The organism is Enterococcus sp. AZ091, assembly GCF_051714805.1.
Classification (GTDB): Bacteria; Bacillota; Bacilli; order Lactobacillales; family Enterococcaceae; genus Enterococcus_D; species Enterococcus_D gallinarum.
The window spans coordinates 343,880-357,926 of sequence record NZ_JBIOSO010000002.1 but is presented as its reverse complement, the minus strand read 5'-3'; the positions used below and the strand labels follow the sequence as shown (position 1 = coordinate 357,926).

Sequence of the window (14,047 nt, the reverse complement as noted above, 5' to 3'; positions counted from 1 at the left end):
TTTTAGCAACAGGAGTATCAAAAAAACGTCCAGCTCTTATTACAGCTGGACGTTTTTTGCGTACTATCTATTATGAATAGTGATGTTTATTTATTTTTTAGCGTAGTCTGAAGCTTGGACCCCTGCTTGACGACCAAAGACCATGATATCAGCAACTGCATTTCCGCCGATACGGTTTTGTCCGTGAATACCACCAGTTACTTCTCCCGCAGCGTATAAACCATCAATAACAGAACCGTCTTTTTTCAAGACTTGTGTATTGGTATTGATTTTTACACCACCCATTGTGTGGTGGATTCCTGGTGCGATTTTGATCGCATAGTAAGGACCAGTTGTTAAGTCATAATCCATTGCTGTTTCTCGACCAAATGCTTCGTCTTTTTTATCTTTAACAGATTGATTCCATGTATCTAGTGTTTTTGCCAATGTATCAGCGTCCATGTCGATTTTCTTCGCTAAGGCTTCGATCGTATCTGCTTCAACGACTACACCTTGTTCTTTGTAGAAATCAACTTGTTTTGCTCGACCTGCTAATGCATCGTCAAAGATCAAGTAAGCATAGCTTTCTGGAAGAGCGGTAATCGCTGCAGAAACATTGTCGCGGGTTTCCAATTCGTTGTAGAAACGTTCACCTTGTTGGTTGACTAAAATCGCACCTTCTCCACGGACTGTTTCACTGACTAACATCCCAGTATCTTGAACAACTGTTGGGTGAACTTGAATTTGATCCATATCGACTGTTGCACCGCCAAGAGATTCAATCATCTTGATGCCGTCACCTGTACTGCCTTCAGATGTTGTGCTGACATAGCCTTTTAAATCCGGACGATATTTTTCAATCATTTCTTTGTTTGAGCCAAAGCCACCAGTGGTAACGACAACTGCATTCCCATTGATCGTTTTTTCTTCATCACCGATTTTTACAGAAACGCCAGTGACTTTTCCGTCTTTTTCGTTGATTTTCTTCACATCAGCATTCACAAACAAAGGAATTTCCTTTTCATGGATATTTCTCAATAGTCCATCTACCAAGTAGGTTCCGACAGCAGAGCCGTCATGTGGACGGTGGATACGTTTGACACTTGCACCACCACTGTAGCTGATGTTGTCTAATGTGATTCCCATGCCGTCTAACCAGTCAATGGCTGAAGCTGAGTTATCGACTAAGTAGTGTAAAAGTTCTTGGTCATTCGTACCTTTACCACCTTTTAGTGTGTCATCAAAGAACTGTTGGTTGCTGTCTTCGATTCCTTGTTCTTTTTGGAATTTTGTTTCAGAAGCATTTATCCCACCAGAAGATTTCAATGTGTTTCCGCCTGCGATCGGCATTTTTTCCAAGATGACTGGATTCATCCCAGCTTCTTTGGCAGATAAAGCAGCTGCCATTCCGGCACCACCAGCACCAACAATGACAATGTCATATTGATCTTTTAGTTCAGAAGGATCGGTATATTCTTGTTCAGATGCACCTGAAGCCACTTCTGTTTCGCTTGATGATACTGAACTTTTTGCTGTTTCACTATCTTTTGTCGCCCCGTTACTACCACAAGCACTGAGCAATAATAAACTTGCAGCGCCAATGACCAATTTCTTTAATCCACTTGTTTTCACTTTTTTCCCCCAACTTTCTTTCTTTTGTTTGATTGTTCTTTGATTCTTCCACTGAAAAAGCAGCGCTCTAGCACTATTGATTGTTACTTTATTAACAAACAAGAATAAAAAAATATTTTGACTATTAACAATTTCAATTGCTTTAAAATCAGCGTTATCATCTAAAAAACAAACCTAACATATTTATATAAACATAATAAAAATAGAAAATAATAAAATCACGCTTATATTTTGTGTAATTTTTCATTAGTTGTTCTAATCGAAATTTCATTTACTGTGTATATGTCCCCATTGATCAGCGGTGCATACATAGAAATATATACACACCGCAGGCAAAACCTTAGGAATTTTTCTTTGATTGCTTCTGGTCAAAATTTATTTGATTGCTTCTATTCTTTACTTGCCAACTGCTAGTTGCTTTTTTGGAACGATAATTTTCTACATCTTTATTACACAGAAATATCCTTAGCGCTTTCATGATTTTCGAAAACGGCACTGACTACTTGTTGCGAAAAAACAATCACATTCTCCTGCAAGATGTGTTCTCTTCTGATGGATTCGATTTTCTTTGTCAGACGTTCGATCTCTAAACTGTCGATCGCTCCACTCATGTAGATTGCCGAACGATTCTGGTAGGTGTTTGAGATAATGATGTCTGGCTCTTCAACTAGTGATTCCGCAGCAATAAAATCAATATTATAAAGAGCGGAGAAGATCTTTTTCAGCTGCATAATGAAGAACTGTTCAAATGAGAAAGGAAAATCTGTTTCTACCGAAACAACAATCTTTTTCTCAAATAAAGTAGGTGTGATCAGAGACGTGTAGGCAAGAACATATCGTAAGAGCAGAAACTCCTGTTTTTCTGTAAGTTGCCCTGTTGTGTTGCCAAAACAAATGGTACGTATTTTATTCACAAGCACTGGGTAGTAGTGTCTGTAATAGTGGATGATATCTGAATCGGAACCTACTTCCAGGAATCCTTCAAAAGCGTCATAAAAAGAATGCGCCGCCAATAAAATGCCGAAGACATTTTTCTCATTTCCGCCATTTAACGGCAATGTCAATTTTTCTGAGAGACTGACTGCTTCTAAATACACCTCTGCTTTTTCTCTTTCCCAAAAATCGATGATTTGCTTATAGGTCGCCTTTTTAGCGTAAAACTGCGTGGAAGTTTGCATCATCAAAAATAGAAAATAAATGCTTTCATCTCTAAAAAAGCTATACTGAAAGAAAGAATCTTTGATATTTTGAAACTCTTTTTCAAATAGATCTTGAGTCATATTGATCGACCATTGAGGCATTTCCTCCATTTTCAAGCGGTTGCCTTTTTTATCTCTGAGGATGTTGATCGCAATCAAGTAGCACCATTTATCCACGATCGATTGCTTCAGTTGAAAATCAAAATTAGGTAAGATACGTTGAACGAATAATTCTCTGATATGAGCATAATTCAATTCGGGGTAGGGCCACTGACCGCCTTTACAAATCGTCCAAAAAAAGGAATGACCAAAGTAACGAATTTGGCTTTCGGACCCTTCAATCACGATCCGTCTATTTTTGGTGCCTATCTTTAATTCAAAGCGTTGCAGACTACGGTTGATGCAATGAAATTTTTTTCTTAGGTTTGAAAGGCTTATGTAATTCAATTCACAAAACTCTTCAATCTTAATTCTTTTTGACAATAGACAGTTCTCGATCACTTGATATATGACTGACTGATTATAAATTTCATGTTGTATATCAAAATAAATGTTTTTATTGCCACTAAAAGAGCACCCTAATGCTTTTTTGATTTTGATTGCTTGCGGATTGATTTTTTGCAATTCATTAAGAATACTATCCGTTGTTTTTCGATTCACATTCAGTCTTTCTGATAAATTAACGATTGTTACAAAACTATTTGACTGATAAATATAACGCAAGCAATTGACCATTAATTGGGTTCGCTTTTCAAAAAGATCCTGAATAATCATGTCTTCCTCCTGCATTAAATAGAAGTTCGTTCATAAGTTGCTTTCTTTCATACTCATATAAACTGATAAAACGATTAAATATATATATTAATTTTTAAGCTAATTTTAAACATTTGTCGAATAAGTCGCTCATTCTTCATCTGTTCTATGTAGTGCGCCTCAACAAAGGAAGAACGCTCAACTTTTTACTGTTATAAAAAAAGGCATCTGACTGCCTTCTATAACCTTAATTCTGTAATTGATCCTCCCTACTACTTAAGTGCTTCCTTTCAGCCATCAATTTTTAATGAGAATTTAACTCCACTAACTAAAAATTATAAAGTTAATCTGTATCTTGAGAAACCCAATTCGGGAAAATGAACTCACTTTTTTTTACATTGTCACTAGAAATGTTTTGGCAGGAACTCCTATAAATGCAGGAAAATTATTGTTAATAAAGACCTTTTTATCGCTGCTTTCGGTTAGCCATTTACTGACGATAATTATCCATGTAATGCTTTTATACTTTTTCAGGAAAAACAAATCCCCCTATTTTATCTTACACAAGCAAAAGAGACCTTCGAGAATAGCCAAAGGTCTCTTGAAAAAATTATTGTTGATGTTTCTGGACTCATCCTATACGAACGTTCTAGCGAGCGGTATATGTTTTAAGATGATTTGCTTCGTGTTTTTTTTAATGCTTTAAATAAGGTGTGATATTGGCCTTTAAAGGACATGGCTTGTTCAAAAATATCTTCACCGTCATTCAGCATCTTAACAGTAACCCAACCTAAAGATTCAGTAATAGCACTGGCTACCCCCGCGTTAATGGACGCGCCGGCAATCGTACCGACCCCCGGTACGAACTTGATAATATTCCCCACAGCGCTTCTACCTATACTAACAACAACTAATTCTTTAGAAATGCTTTTTGCGATTCCCTCGACCCACGATTGACCAAACAACTTGTGTAGTCTAGCCATCATCGTCATTTGAACAGGTACAAGGAGTATCGCATCTGAAAACGGAATAGGTGAACAGCCAATGATGGCCGCCGTCAGAGAAGCGGCATGGATGATTCGATGCGCCTTCTTCTTCGTAGCATCATCCACACCCATTAAAAATTCAGAGAAGACGGCATCAAATTGGGTACGGCTTTTTGCTTGGATCTTTTCTGCCGTATGTTTTGACTTCTCAAAAGATCGACGAATGATCCCTGCCGTTTTGTTTGGTAGTTTGGTTAAAACTTCTGCAAAGAATGACTGAAACTCTTCTTGTTCTGCCGATTCTTTCACTGGTTCATCCACTTGTTGCAGCAAAATCTCTTTTTGAGATTTTTTATTTTTGGGAATGCTTCTCTTTAATTTCATAAAAACCACCTTTAATGATTAGTTGTCATAGATTTAGTTGCTTTCTCAACCTCTTATTTTCATCATACACTAACAAACAAAAATCACCTAAAGCCGCGCTTCAGGTGTTATAATTCTTAACGGAAGCACAAGAAATCAACTTCTTTCTAACAGAAAAGCTCACATGACCGATCCAACGATACCCTCTTTAAACGAGAGTCTCTCCCGTGGTATAATGACTACTTGTTTCTTGGGTATTATGAAAGTGTCATAACCTCTTTTCAGAGAAGCATGTCTAATCGAGCGTGTTTTATTCATATAGGCAGCAGCTGCTGCCAATCCCCACAACAAATCATCAATTGATAAGGAGAAAACAAATCAATGACCTATGCACTTGAAATAAAAGATCTAAAAAAAGTCTATGCGACCGGCGTCGAAGCATTACGCGGTATCAACTTGACAGTTGAAGAAGGTGACTTCTATGCGCTTTTAGGGCCGAACGGTGCTGGCAAATCAACAACCATCGGGATCATTACTTCACTAGTAAACAAATCTTCTGGCAGTGTCAAAGTTTTCGGTTATGATTTGGACAAAGAATTGGTTCAAGTCAAGCAACAAATCGGCTTAGTTCCACAAGAATTCAATTTCAATCCTTTCGAAACAGTACAGCAAATCGTCGTCAATCAAGCGGGCTACTACGGCGTTCCTCGCAAAGAAGCGATCGCTCGTAGCGAAAAATACCTAAAGCAATCCAATTTATGGGAGAAACGCGATGTTCGGGCCAGAATGCTTTCGGGAGGAATGAAGCGCCGTTTGATGATTGCACGGGCTCTGATGCACGAGCCGCGACTCTTAATCCTCGATGAACCAACAGCTGGCGTAGATATCGAACTGCGCCGAGAAATGTGGGCCTTCTTGCAAAAATTAAATAAAAATGGTACGACGATTATTCTAACCACTCACTATTTAGAGGAAGCAGAAATGCTCTGCCGCAACATCGGAATCATTCAATCCGGTGAATTGATCGAAGATACCAGCATGAAGACCCTTTTGTCCAAATTACAGTTTGAGACATTCCTCTTTGACTTAGATACCTATGTGAAACCACCTGTGATCTCCGGCTATAAAAGTGCTTTTGAAGATGATCAAACGTTAGCAGTCGAGATTGAGCGCAATCAAGGCGTTAATGATTTGTTTGAGCAATTTACTAAGCAAGGAATCAAAGTTCTTTCCATGCGCAACAAATCGAATCGTTTAGAGGAACTCTTTTTGAAATTAACCGAAGAAAAGCATGAAGCGGGGGAAAAAAATGTTTAGTCTTTATTTTACAGCATTAAAAAGTCTAGCGGTCAAAGAAACCAACCGCTATTTACGGATTTGGGTCCAAACACTCGTACCACCAGTGATAACGACTTCGTTGTACTTTATTATTTTTGGGAAAATGATTGGCGGCCGTATTGGCGAAATGGGCGGCTTCTCCTACATGGAATTTATCGTTCCCGGGCTGATCATGATGTCAACGATCACCAGTTCTTACGCGAACGTTTCGTCTTCTTTCTTTTCTCAGAAGTTTCAAAAGAATATTGAGGAACTTTTAGTTGCACCCGTACCTACTCATGTGATTATTTGGGGATTTGTTTTCGGTGGTTTGGGCAGAAGTATTTTAGTTGGTATGCTGGTCACAGTGATTTCTCTCTTTTTTGTTCCTTTGCATGTTTTTTCTTGGGTAATGGTTATTCTGACATTAGTGATGACCGCAATTCTTTTCTCACTAGCTGGTTTGCTAAATGGTATCTTTGCCCAATCATTTGACGATGTATCGATCGTGCCAACGTTTGTCCTACAGCCACTGACTTATTTAGGAGGCGTCTTCTATTCCATTTCGATGCTGCCACCAATTTGGCAAGCTATTTCTAAAGTGAATCCAATCGTCTATATGATCTCTGGATTCCGTTATGGCTTTTTGGGCACAACTGATGTGCCGATTTTAGTCTCTGTTCTGATTCTAGTTTTATTCATAATTGTTTTGTACGGTATCTGTTGGAAATTAATTGAAAAAGGCCGCGGTCTACGCAGCTAAGAAACTGACGGCTATCTTTCAATAAAAACAGGAAGGCTGTGCCAAGAACTCTCTTAGTTCTTGGCACAGCCTTTTTCTAATTCTTTTTGCCTTGTCTTTCGGGACTGACCCAAACACCGCTGCCGTGTCCCAAAATTGTTTTGACCGCTGGTATGAAGGTCGTTACGATCGTTAAAGCATTGACCATCCAATAAATCAGCATATAAAATGGTGCAAAAATGAAATACTTGATTTTTCTGCCAGCATCGTCCACCAATAAACTAGTCAACAACTGCATGATCCCAGCAACCATTTCAAAACAAACGAATAGGAAGGCCATTGTCACCATATGATACATTCGTTCAATGTTTCCTTCAAATGCAAAACGAAGAAAAGAAAAGATGAACAGTGCTGAAGAGATCCAAAAGAAGATCGACCAAATAATACTCAATGTTTGATCCACAAACATGACGGACCGACCAATATTTTGAAATGGATGAGTGAATACTTTTTTGAAATTTGTCAGCCAGACTTCTGTACCGCCTTTTGCCCAACGTTTCCGTTGGCGATAAAGCATCTTCATGGTCTCAGGAACTTCCATGAAAAACATGATCCGCGGAGCAAACAAGGACAACCAGCCTTGGAATTGGTGATCCCAGGCAATACTGATATCCTCGGTGGCACGATTTTGGCGGAAGAGTCCCACATCGATCAAAGCATTTTTTCGATACATCGTGTTGGCACCGCTGTATGCATAGATAACACCTAGCACGCCTTGTTGCGTCCGCTTGATAATACCTACGATACTTGAAAATTCAACAGTTTGTGACTTACTGACAATCGTCGTCCGATTCTGAACGTCCATGTTTGCAGTGATCGCTGAAATATTTACCGCATCTTGGCGAATAAAGTAATTGACATATTTCCAGAGTGCATCGGGTTCCGGTACAGTATCTGCATCGTTACTCAAAATCAGTTCTCCATTAGCAAAACCGATCCCGATATTAAAGGCATGGGCTTTTCCTTGGTTTTTTTGGATGCGTACCACTCGTAGATTAGGGTAGGTTTGTTGCAAACGCTTAAGGATTTCTGGTGTTTGATCCGTTGAGCCATCATCTGTGACTAACACTTCGTAACGGGTATAATTCAGTTTATTCATTAAGTAATGAATGGTATCTTCAATGACCACTTCTTCATTATGGGCAGGGACCATGATCGTGATCATTGGCTCTACTTCTTCGGGAATGGGGATCCATTCAATCTGTTGATGCTTAAACAAATACGTATGACAAAGGACGCCAATGAACCAAGCAAAGCCGCCTAAGATTGGATAAGTAAATAAAATGGCCACTAATAGAAAAAGGAAGAAATCCACTATCGGGTATCCCGTATCGATTTGTTCAATCATAGAGAGACCCCCTTATCTTTATACAACTTTACTATTTCTGTTTCCGTTAGATTTTGTTCCGGTTTCACTTCATAATAACAAACAGAATGCCGCATCTCTTCAGGACCAAAACGGTCATCAAAAAATTCTTCCAACACTTCTTTGCGCTGTTCAAGTTTTCTTTCATCATGCAAGACTTCTTTCCGCAATGTATGGCGAAAACGCCGATTGTTCCTCACGGTCAACAGAACAAAAAGAATAACTAAAAGAACGAAGGAAATTCCTAAAAACAATGCTAACAATCTAAAAATAGTGGCTTCCTCCACATAGGTCCTAAATCGTATTTGAGCGGCTGTTTGCGGAAAGAAAACCGGGAAAGCGACCCAAACGAATGGTACGATCACAGCAATCCACGCAAGCAGTGTCAAAAATGATTGCCACAACGTTAACTTTAAATGTCCTTTTTCAAAAAACAAATCTGAAACCAGCTGTTGACTGACTTCTTCTCTGGTGATTCTTTTTTTCATCCCACATCCTCCTTTTGGCTGTAACTCTCTTCTCCATCTATACATCGCTTATTACTAAAAAGAAGCATCAACCCTGGTAGCGGTCACAAAAACACTTAATCAATAAAAGCTATATTTGACCTCTTGTAGGACTAGGTCTAAGCGAGTATACCTACATTTTAGTTGAATCAATTCGAAAGAAAAAGAAACTAGCTTGCGCCAGTTTCCTTGTGATCCTATTCTTTTAATTCGACTTCCTAAAAAGAAAACCGCTAACAACAATTTCAAAAGTTATCAGGCAAGTCCATTTTTTTGAACACCCACGAATCTTGCTTTTTAGTACCCTTTCATCCAGACAGATTCTAATTGATTTCCGTCCGGATCAAGCACTTCAAAACCAAGCATTTCTTCCTCTGGAATCCCCATCTCTACTTGAAACGACTGTCCCCCATTGGCTTCAGCCGCTTTAGCAAAGTCTCGAGCTCCTTCAGGTGTATCAAAGCTAAATGCGATCAAGGCAGCATTCGTCTTTTGCGTATCCGCAATCTTTCTACCATTTAAAAACTGTTCATAAAACGCATATTCTGACAGCATCACCCAAATCGTCTCATTCCACATCATTCCACTTGATGTTTCATTCGAAAATTCTTCACTCTTGCTAAAGCCCAACGCTTCATAAAAACTAGTAGCTCGCTTGATATCTTGAACAGGCAAATTGATAAAAACCATCTTTCCCATGCTGTTTCCTCCTTTGATAAACCCGAGCGACATGTCATTGCTCCTTTATTATAAAGGGCCGATCCAGATATACAAAACAATCAATTTGAAGCTATTTTCACAAAAAATGCAGCGGCATTTTTCAGGATGACTCCTTTTCTCCGTGCCAGCTGCATTGTTTCATATCGATTTTTCCGTTTGTTTTAAAAACGATCCCTTCTGCTAGCAGCCGCTGCTTTCGTTCTACGGCGGTAAAACCCACGATCTCGCCGTCTGCTCGTACTACCCGATGGGCTGGTAATGACTCTGGGCAATATTTCATGGCGCGTCCTACAGCTCGTGCACCATTCAAGCGACCTAAAGCCCAAGCTATTTGGCTGTAAGAAGCCACTTTGCCATACGGAATCTTCTTTACGAAACGATACACCTCTTCATAAAATGGATTCATACCTATCAAGCAGCTCCTTTCAATCGTTAGCGAATTTGCTTGTTCGCTCAATGCACGATAACTTGCATGTCATAAAGGGCATGTTCATAAAACCATTTTGCATCTGCAACAGTCAAACGGATACACCCATGAGAATTGGCTTTTTGTCCTAGTTCTTCTGCTTCTTCTTCAATGTAATCTCCCGAAGCGTCAATCGGCACCGAATGAAACAAGTAGACGCCATGATCTTTCCAAGATACCCAATAGTTCGCTCCCTCGCCAGAAGATTCATTAAAAAAAGTTTCTCCTCTTTCAGCTTGAATGGAATAAGTTCCTGTAGGCGTTCTTCGGTCTCCTCCTGATCCGGTAGAGCAAACCATCGTATAAAGCACTCGATTCTTCCGCATGATCTTCACCCGCTGGTTTGCCAATGAGACATCGACCCAATCTCCTTCTTGTAAAACAGGATAGGCTTTCTTCTCAGATGGATGACGCCAATCTGCGACGGCTACTTCTGTCGAAGAAGAATCCTCTGAGGATTTAGACGTTCCTGATCTCTCCTTTTTAGTAATTGCATTTTTTTTCGTAGGGATCGTTGCTTTTTTAGGAATGGTCTGTTTGGTCTGTTCTGTAGACTGGTTCTTCTGACCAGCGGCTACGTTATGTGATAGGCTGGCACTAACGATGAATAACAGCACAGCACTCACAAACATACCAATGGTTCTTTTAGGGTATCTTTCTTTCATTATTTCTATCCTTACTAAGCCGTCGAAAAATCTCTCAGGCACAATTTCCAGTTCATTTTACCAAAGCTGCTTCTAAAACGTGATTTTAATCAGCAGTGACAAAACAAGTTAACAGCAGATTTCCAGCGTCTCTTAAAAAACTCTTGATAAAATGATCCATTAGCAGTTTAACGCCTTTGTAACTAAAAAGCCAGTTAAAAATGAAAGAGTAGAACCAGCCTACAACATCGTGCAGCGCTTCAAACGGATGCGGACAGGCCTCATTCAATCGGGTGGTAACTAAACCCTCGTCCTAAAACTTCAGCTACATTGCTGGCAATTACAAATGCCTGCGGATCAATGCTTTCAATCAATTGTTTGATATCAGCAAATTCTTGATCGTTGACAACGATCAATAAAACTTGTTTCTCACTTCTTCGATGAACACCTTGTGCTTCTAACAAGGTTGCTCCTCTAGAAATTGCCGTTGCAATGGCCGCTTGAATCTCGTCAAGATGCTCCTCACTCATGATCATCACAGACTTCTTGCGGTCCATCCCAGTTTCGATATAATTCATCACGATCGAAGTAATCACAATCGAAAGAATCGCAAACAAAAATTCTTCAAACCCAAAAACCAGTAAACTCATTGTTACCACAACCGCATCTGTGGCTAAAAGCCCGATGGAAGGATTAATATGGAAATATTTCTGGAAGATCAGCGGCGGAATCGTAGTTCCGCCACTAGAAGAATTATTTTTATATAAAATAGCAACCCCAGCAGCAAAAATCGCACTCCCAAAAATAACAGACAGCAGACGATCACTGGCCAACATATATTCAGGCACTACGGCAATTGCTAACGGAAAAACTATGCTGCCGAACAGCACCTTGAAGAAAGGCGCTTTCCCCAAAAAAACATAGGCCAGAACCAACATCACACTGTTCAGAACCATGATCACAAGCGCACGGTCCCAGCCCAAAGCAGATTCCATCAAGATTCCAATGCCACTGACCCCTCCAGCTGCAATATGATGAGGACCTAAAAACATGTTGATGCTCACCGCTAGAATCACCAGTGCAGAGAGTATTTTACTATAAGTTATCAATTGCTTCATTGTCTTCCTCTTTTCTTTGATCATCCGAATAGAAGCTGTCATTTTTTCCGAGAACTTGTGCTTTTACTATACCCTCATCTCTGAGTTGAGACAAAATTTCTGTTCAGAAGACTGAAACTTTTTTTCTTATAGGATCAAGTACAGGTAAGAAAAATTTGCTCAAAACTTGGTTGTTTAGGAACCTTTTGACTTGCGTTCTGACGTTCATTTTCTCACAGAATCGTTGGAAAAGAGAAGCATTTTTTTCAGCCTTCTCTGAAAATGATCATCCAGAATGCTGCTGCATTTCCATCTTTTTGCACTTGACTCTCTTTAGAGATTCCCTTATTATCAAGGTTAACGATTTTAAATCAGAATTTTCTGAATTTTTAGGCAAAATAAACAAAATGAGGAAGGATGAACCATTTGAAGACAAACAAACAAACCACTTGGTCTGGCGAACCCAACGAAGCAGCAATCCAACTGCTCCAGCAAGAAGGCAAAGTCATCGTTTGCCCCACTAAAGTAGGCTATATTATTGCCGTCTCTGACAAGAAAGGACTAGAACGCAAGTTTTCTGCCAAAAATCGCAAACGTAATAAGCCAGGAGTTGTATTATGCAGCTCATTGGAACAATTACAAGAATTAGCGGAATGGAACGATGAAATTGCGGCAGTTTACCAAAAATGTTGGGACAACGATGTTCTTTTTGGCGCGATCTTACCATGGAAAGAGTCTGGAAAAGCATATATTCCTGACGGATCGCAAGAATTGATGATGGATACCAGGGAAACGAGTTGTTTCGTCATCAAATTCGGCGTTCCTGGAGAACAAATCGCTAAAGCTCTTTGGGAGGAAAAGCAACAACTATTGTTTGCCAGCTCAGCAAATCCTTCTGGTAAAGGCAATCGTGGTCTGGTGGAAGGAATTGGTGAACAAATCGCTAACGAAGCAGACCTCATCATTGAAAGCAATGACTATGTCGCTTCGATCCAACCAGATAAAACGATAGAGACCCGCTACGAACAAGGAGTCATGGTTTCTTTCGTAGATTCTGCTGGCAAATTGATTCCTCATCAAGGCTCTCAGCGATCGATCACCCCGGCGCCTGTATTGATTCGGAAGGGTTTAGCTGTAGATAAAATCCAACTGTTTTTGTCCGATCACTTCAATTCCTGGGACTATCGCCACGGCGAATACTACTAAGCAATTCATAGATTAGGACATCAGTCCAAGCATTCAACTAACCTTAGCTACGACTCTTCGACCGTAGCTGAGACTTTAGATCGAACTGCTTACAGCTGATGTCCTAATTTTTTGAGGGTAATTCTTGCATACAACAGCATTTTCCTTTCAATACTACTCTTCACAGATCAAATCATTTCTTTGATCGTCATGATAGCGTTCCAGATTTAATGATTCAGCTTACTGGTTACATCAGTCAGTCCCCTATGAAAACAGCCTCTTCCTAAAGAATAGAGCTACTATTTCTTAATGATCATCTGAATCGCTTGTTCCAGCTTCTGTGCTTGTTCTTGAGGATCTTTTTCTGGATTCTCAAAACAATCTTTCAAGTTCTCTGCAACAATCATGCCCATCACACGATCGATACTTGAACGTACCGCACTTAACTGAGTGATGATATCGATACATTCCTTCTCTTCTTCGATCATTTTTTGAACCCCACGAATCTGCCCTTCGGCACGTTTTAAACGATTCAGCACATTTTTTTGATCACTTCTTGTCTTATTCATCGTCTCACTCCTTCCCCATTAGAATATACCCTACAATGGTATAACGGTCAAACATTCTTTTCGTATCCGCAATGTTAATCAAATCCAATCATTGACAAATATAGAAAAACGGTGTTTAATATACCCCATACCGTATATAAAGGAGAATGTCTATGTTTTCATTGTTTCGTTCTGTCCCTTCCATCTCTATTCGTGATTTTTCCGCAGCACTAACTGCAAAAACGAAAGTTATTGATGTCCGGACGCCCTCTGAATACCGGGGTGGGCATATTCGAAATGCCGCCAATGTCCCATTAAATAAAATCGCCCACTATTCAGGAAAAAAGAACCGTTATATGTGATCTGTCAATCAGGCGTCCGCAGCAAACAAGCTGCCAAATTATTGATTAAAATGGGCTATGATGCCACAACGATTCGCGGTGGCATGAATCAATGGCAAGGACCAATTCAAGGAGGAAAATAA

Annotated in this window: 13 protein-coding genes and 1 pseudogene; 4 read left to right on the top strand and 10 right to left on the bottom strand. The window is 39.7% G+C overall.

Annotated elements, in window-relative coordinates; translation table 11 throughout:
• Positions 1-90 precede the first annotated feature (90 nt).
• The 3 genes from IGJ28_RS14160 to IGJ28_RS14150 all read right to left on the bottom strand — a co-directional run bounded on the left by IGJ28_RS14160 (position 91) and on the right by IGJ28_RS14150 (position 4,933).
• Positions 91-1,611, bottom strand: coding sequence for a flavocytochrome c (locus IGJ28_RS14160; RefSeq protein WP_252711533.1), 1,521 nt, complete (start codon positions 1,609-1,611; stop codon positions 91-93).
• A 449-nt stretch (positions 1,612-2,060) separates the two neighbouring features.
• On the bottom strand, positions 2,061-3,584 hold the full coding sequence (locus IGJ28_RS14155) for a helix-turn-helix domain-containing protein (RefSeq protein WP_438845459.1): 1,524 nt from the start codon (positions 3,582-3,584) through the stop codon (positions 2,061-2,063).
• A gap of 647 nt (positions 3,585-4,231) precedes the next feature.
• Positions 4,232-4,933, bottom strand: coding sequence for a YcjF family protein (locus tag IGJ28_RS14150; RefSeq protein WP_252711534.1), 702 nt, complete (start codon positions 4,931-4,933; stop codon positions 4,232-4,234).
• Positions 4,934-5,293: 360 nt separating this feature from the next.
• Here IGJ28_RS14150 and IGJ28_RS14145 point away from each other — a divergent pair, with 360 nt between their 5' ends.
• Positions 5,294-6,229 (top strand): ABC transporter ATP-binding protein, encoded by a 936-nt coding sequence (locus IGJ28_RS14145; protein WP_003125657.1) that lies wholly within the window; start codon positions 5,294-5,296, stop codon positions 6,227-6,229.
• Entirely contained in the window at positions 6,222-6,992 is a 771-nt protein-coding gene (locus IGJ28_RS14140) for an ABC transporter permease (protein ID WP_003125655.1), read from the top strand. Before IGJ28_RS14145 ends, IGJ28_RS14140 begins: the two co-directional genes overlap by 8 nt.
• A gap of 76 nt (positions 6,993-7,068) precedes the next feature.
• On the opposite strand, the gene IGJ28_RS14135 is transcribed toward IGJ28_RS14140, so the two are convergent.
• The 6 genes from IGJ28_RS14135 to IGJ28_RS14110 all read right to left on the bottom strand — a co-directional run bounded on the left by IGJ28_RS14135 (position 7,069) and on the right by IGJ28_RS14110 (position 11,851).
• Positions 7,069-8,379, bottom strand: a complete 1,311-nt coding sequence (locus tag IGJ28_RS14135; RefSeq protein WP_113849356.1) for a glycosyltransferase family 2 protein — start codon at positions 8,377-8,379, stop codon at positions 7,069-7,071.
• Positions 8,376-8,885: a hypothetical protein gene (locus IGJ28_RS14130; protein WP_005470580.1), complete on the bottom strand. Its 510-nt coding sequence runs from the start codon at positions 8,883-8,885 to the stop codon at positions 8,376-8,378. Before IGJ28_RS14130 ends, IGJ28_RS14135 begins: the two co-directional genes overlap by 4 nt.
• Before the next feature lie 315 nt (positions 8,886-9,200).
• Complete coding sequence (locus tag IGJ28_RS14125; protein WP_252711535.1) at positions 9,201-9,602, bottom strand: VOC family protein; 402 nt, start codon at positions 9,600-9,602, stop codon at positions 9,201-9,203.
• Positions 9,603-9,723: 121 nt separating this feature from the next.
• Positions 9,724-10,029, bottom strand: a complete 306-nt coding sequence (locus IGJ28_RS14120) for an MGMT family protein (protein ID WP_003125650.1) — start codon at positions 10,027-10,029, stop codon at positions 9,724-9,726.
• 47 nt (positions 10,030-10,076) lie between these two features.
• Complete coding sequence (locus IGJ28_RS14115; protein WP_252711536.1) at positions 10,077-10,754, bottom strand: L,D-transpeptidase; 678 nt, start codon at positions 10,752-10,754, stop codon at positions 10,077-10,079.
• 260 nt (positions 10,755-11,014) lie between these two features.
• Complete coding sequence (locus tag IGJ28_RS14110; RefSeq protein ID WP_029486479.1) at positions 11,015-11,851, bottom strand: YitT family protein; 837 nt, start codon at positions 11,849-11,851, stop codon at positions 11,015-11,017.
• Positions 11,852-12,247: 396 nt separating this feature from the next.
• Here IGJ28_RS14110 and IGJ28_RS14105 point away from each other — a divergent pair, with 396 nt between their 5' ends.
• The gene (locus IGJ28_RS14105) at positions 12,248-13,036 is read left to right on the top strand and encodes an L-threonylcarbamoyladenylate synthase (protein WP_003125646.1); all 789 of its coding nucleotides are present in this window, start codon (positions 12,248-12,250) and stop codon (positions 13,034-13,036) included.
• 278 nt (positions 13,037-13,314) lie between these two features.
• Here IGJ28_RS14105 and IGJ28_RS14100 read toward each other — a convergent pair whose 3' ends face one another.
• Positions 13,315-13,584, bottom strand: a complete 270-nt coding sequence (locus tag IGJ28_RS14100) for a metal-sensitive transcriptional regulator (protein WP_156247686.1) — start codon at positions 13,582-13,584, stop codon at positions 13,315-13,317.
• A gap of 152 nt (positions 13,585-13,736) precedes the next feature.
• On the opposite strand from IGJ28_RS14100, the pseudogene IGJ28_RS14095 reads away from it, so the two are divergent.
• Positions 13,737-14,047: pseudogene (locus IGJ28_RS14095) on the top strand (rhodanese-like domain-containing protein).

What these genes read in the sequence shown, in the direction of transcription:
- IGJ28_RS14155 (WP_438845459.1), bottom strand. Translation starts at nt 3,584, where the DNA reads ATGATTATTCAGGATCTTTTTGAAAAGCGAACCCAATTAATGGTCAAT.
- IGJ28_RS14140 (WP_003125655.1), top strand. Translation starts at nt 6,222, where the DNA reads ATGTTTAGTCTTTATTTTACAGCATTAAAAAGTCTAGCGGTCAAAGAA.
- IGJ28_RS14110 (WP_029486479.1), bottom strand. Translation starts at nt 11,851, where the DNA reads ATGAAGCAATTGATAACTTATAGTAAAATACTCTCTGCACTGGTGATT.
- IGJ28_RS14120 (WP_003125650.1), bottom strand. Translation starts at nt 10,029, where the DNA reads ATGAATCCATTTTATGAAGAGGTGTATCGTTTCGTAAAGAAGATTCCG.
- IGJ28_RS14125 (WP_252711535.1), bottom strand. Translation starts at nt 9,602, where the DNA reads ATGGGAAAGATGGTTTTTATCAATTTGCCTGTTCAAGATATCAAGCGA.
- IGJ28_RS14100 (WP_156247686.1), bottom strand. Translation starts at nt 13,584, where the DNA reads ATGAATAAGACAAGAAGTGATCAAAAAAATGTGCTGAATCGTTTAAAA.
- IGJ28_RS14105 (WP_003125646.1), top strand. Translation starts at nt 12,248, where the DNA reads ATGAACCATTTGAAGACAAACAAACAAACCACTTGGTCTGGCGAACCC.
- IGJ28_RS14130 (WP_005470580.1), bottom strand. Translation starts at nt 8,885, where the DNA reads ATGAAAAAAAGAATCACCAGAGAAGAAGTCAGTCAACAGCTGGTTTCA.
- IGJ28_RS14115 (WP_252711536.1), bottom strand. Translation starts at nt 10,754, where the DNA reads ATGAAAGAAAGATACCCTAAAAGAACCATTGGTATGTTTGTGAGTGCT.
- IGJ28_RS14150 (WP_252711534.1), bottom strand. Translation starts at nt 4,933, where the DNA reads ATGAAATTAAAGAGAAGCATTCCCAAAAATAAAAAATCTCAAAAAGAG.
- IGJ28_RS14135 (WP_113849356.1), bottom strand. Translation starts at nt 8,379, where the DNA reads ATGATTGAACAAATCGATACGGGATACCCGATAGTGGATTTCTTCCTT.
- IGJ28_RS14145 (WP_003125657.1), top strand. Translation starts at nt 5,294, where the DNA reads ATGACCTATGCACTTGAAATAAAAGATCTAAAAAAAGTCTATGCGACC.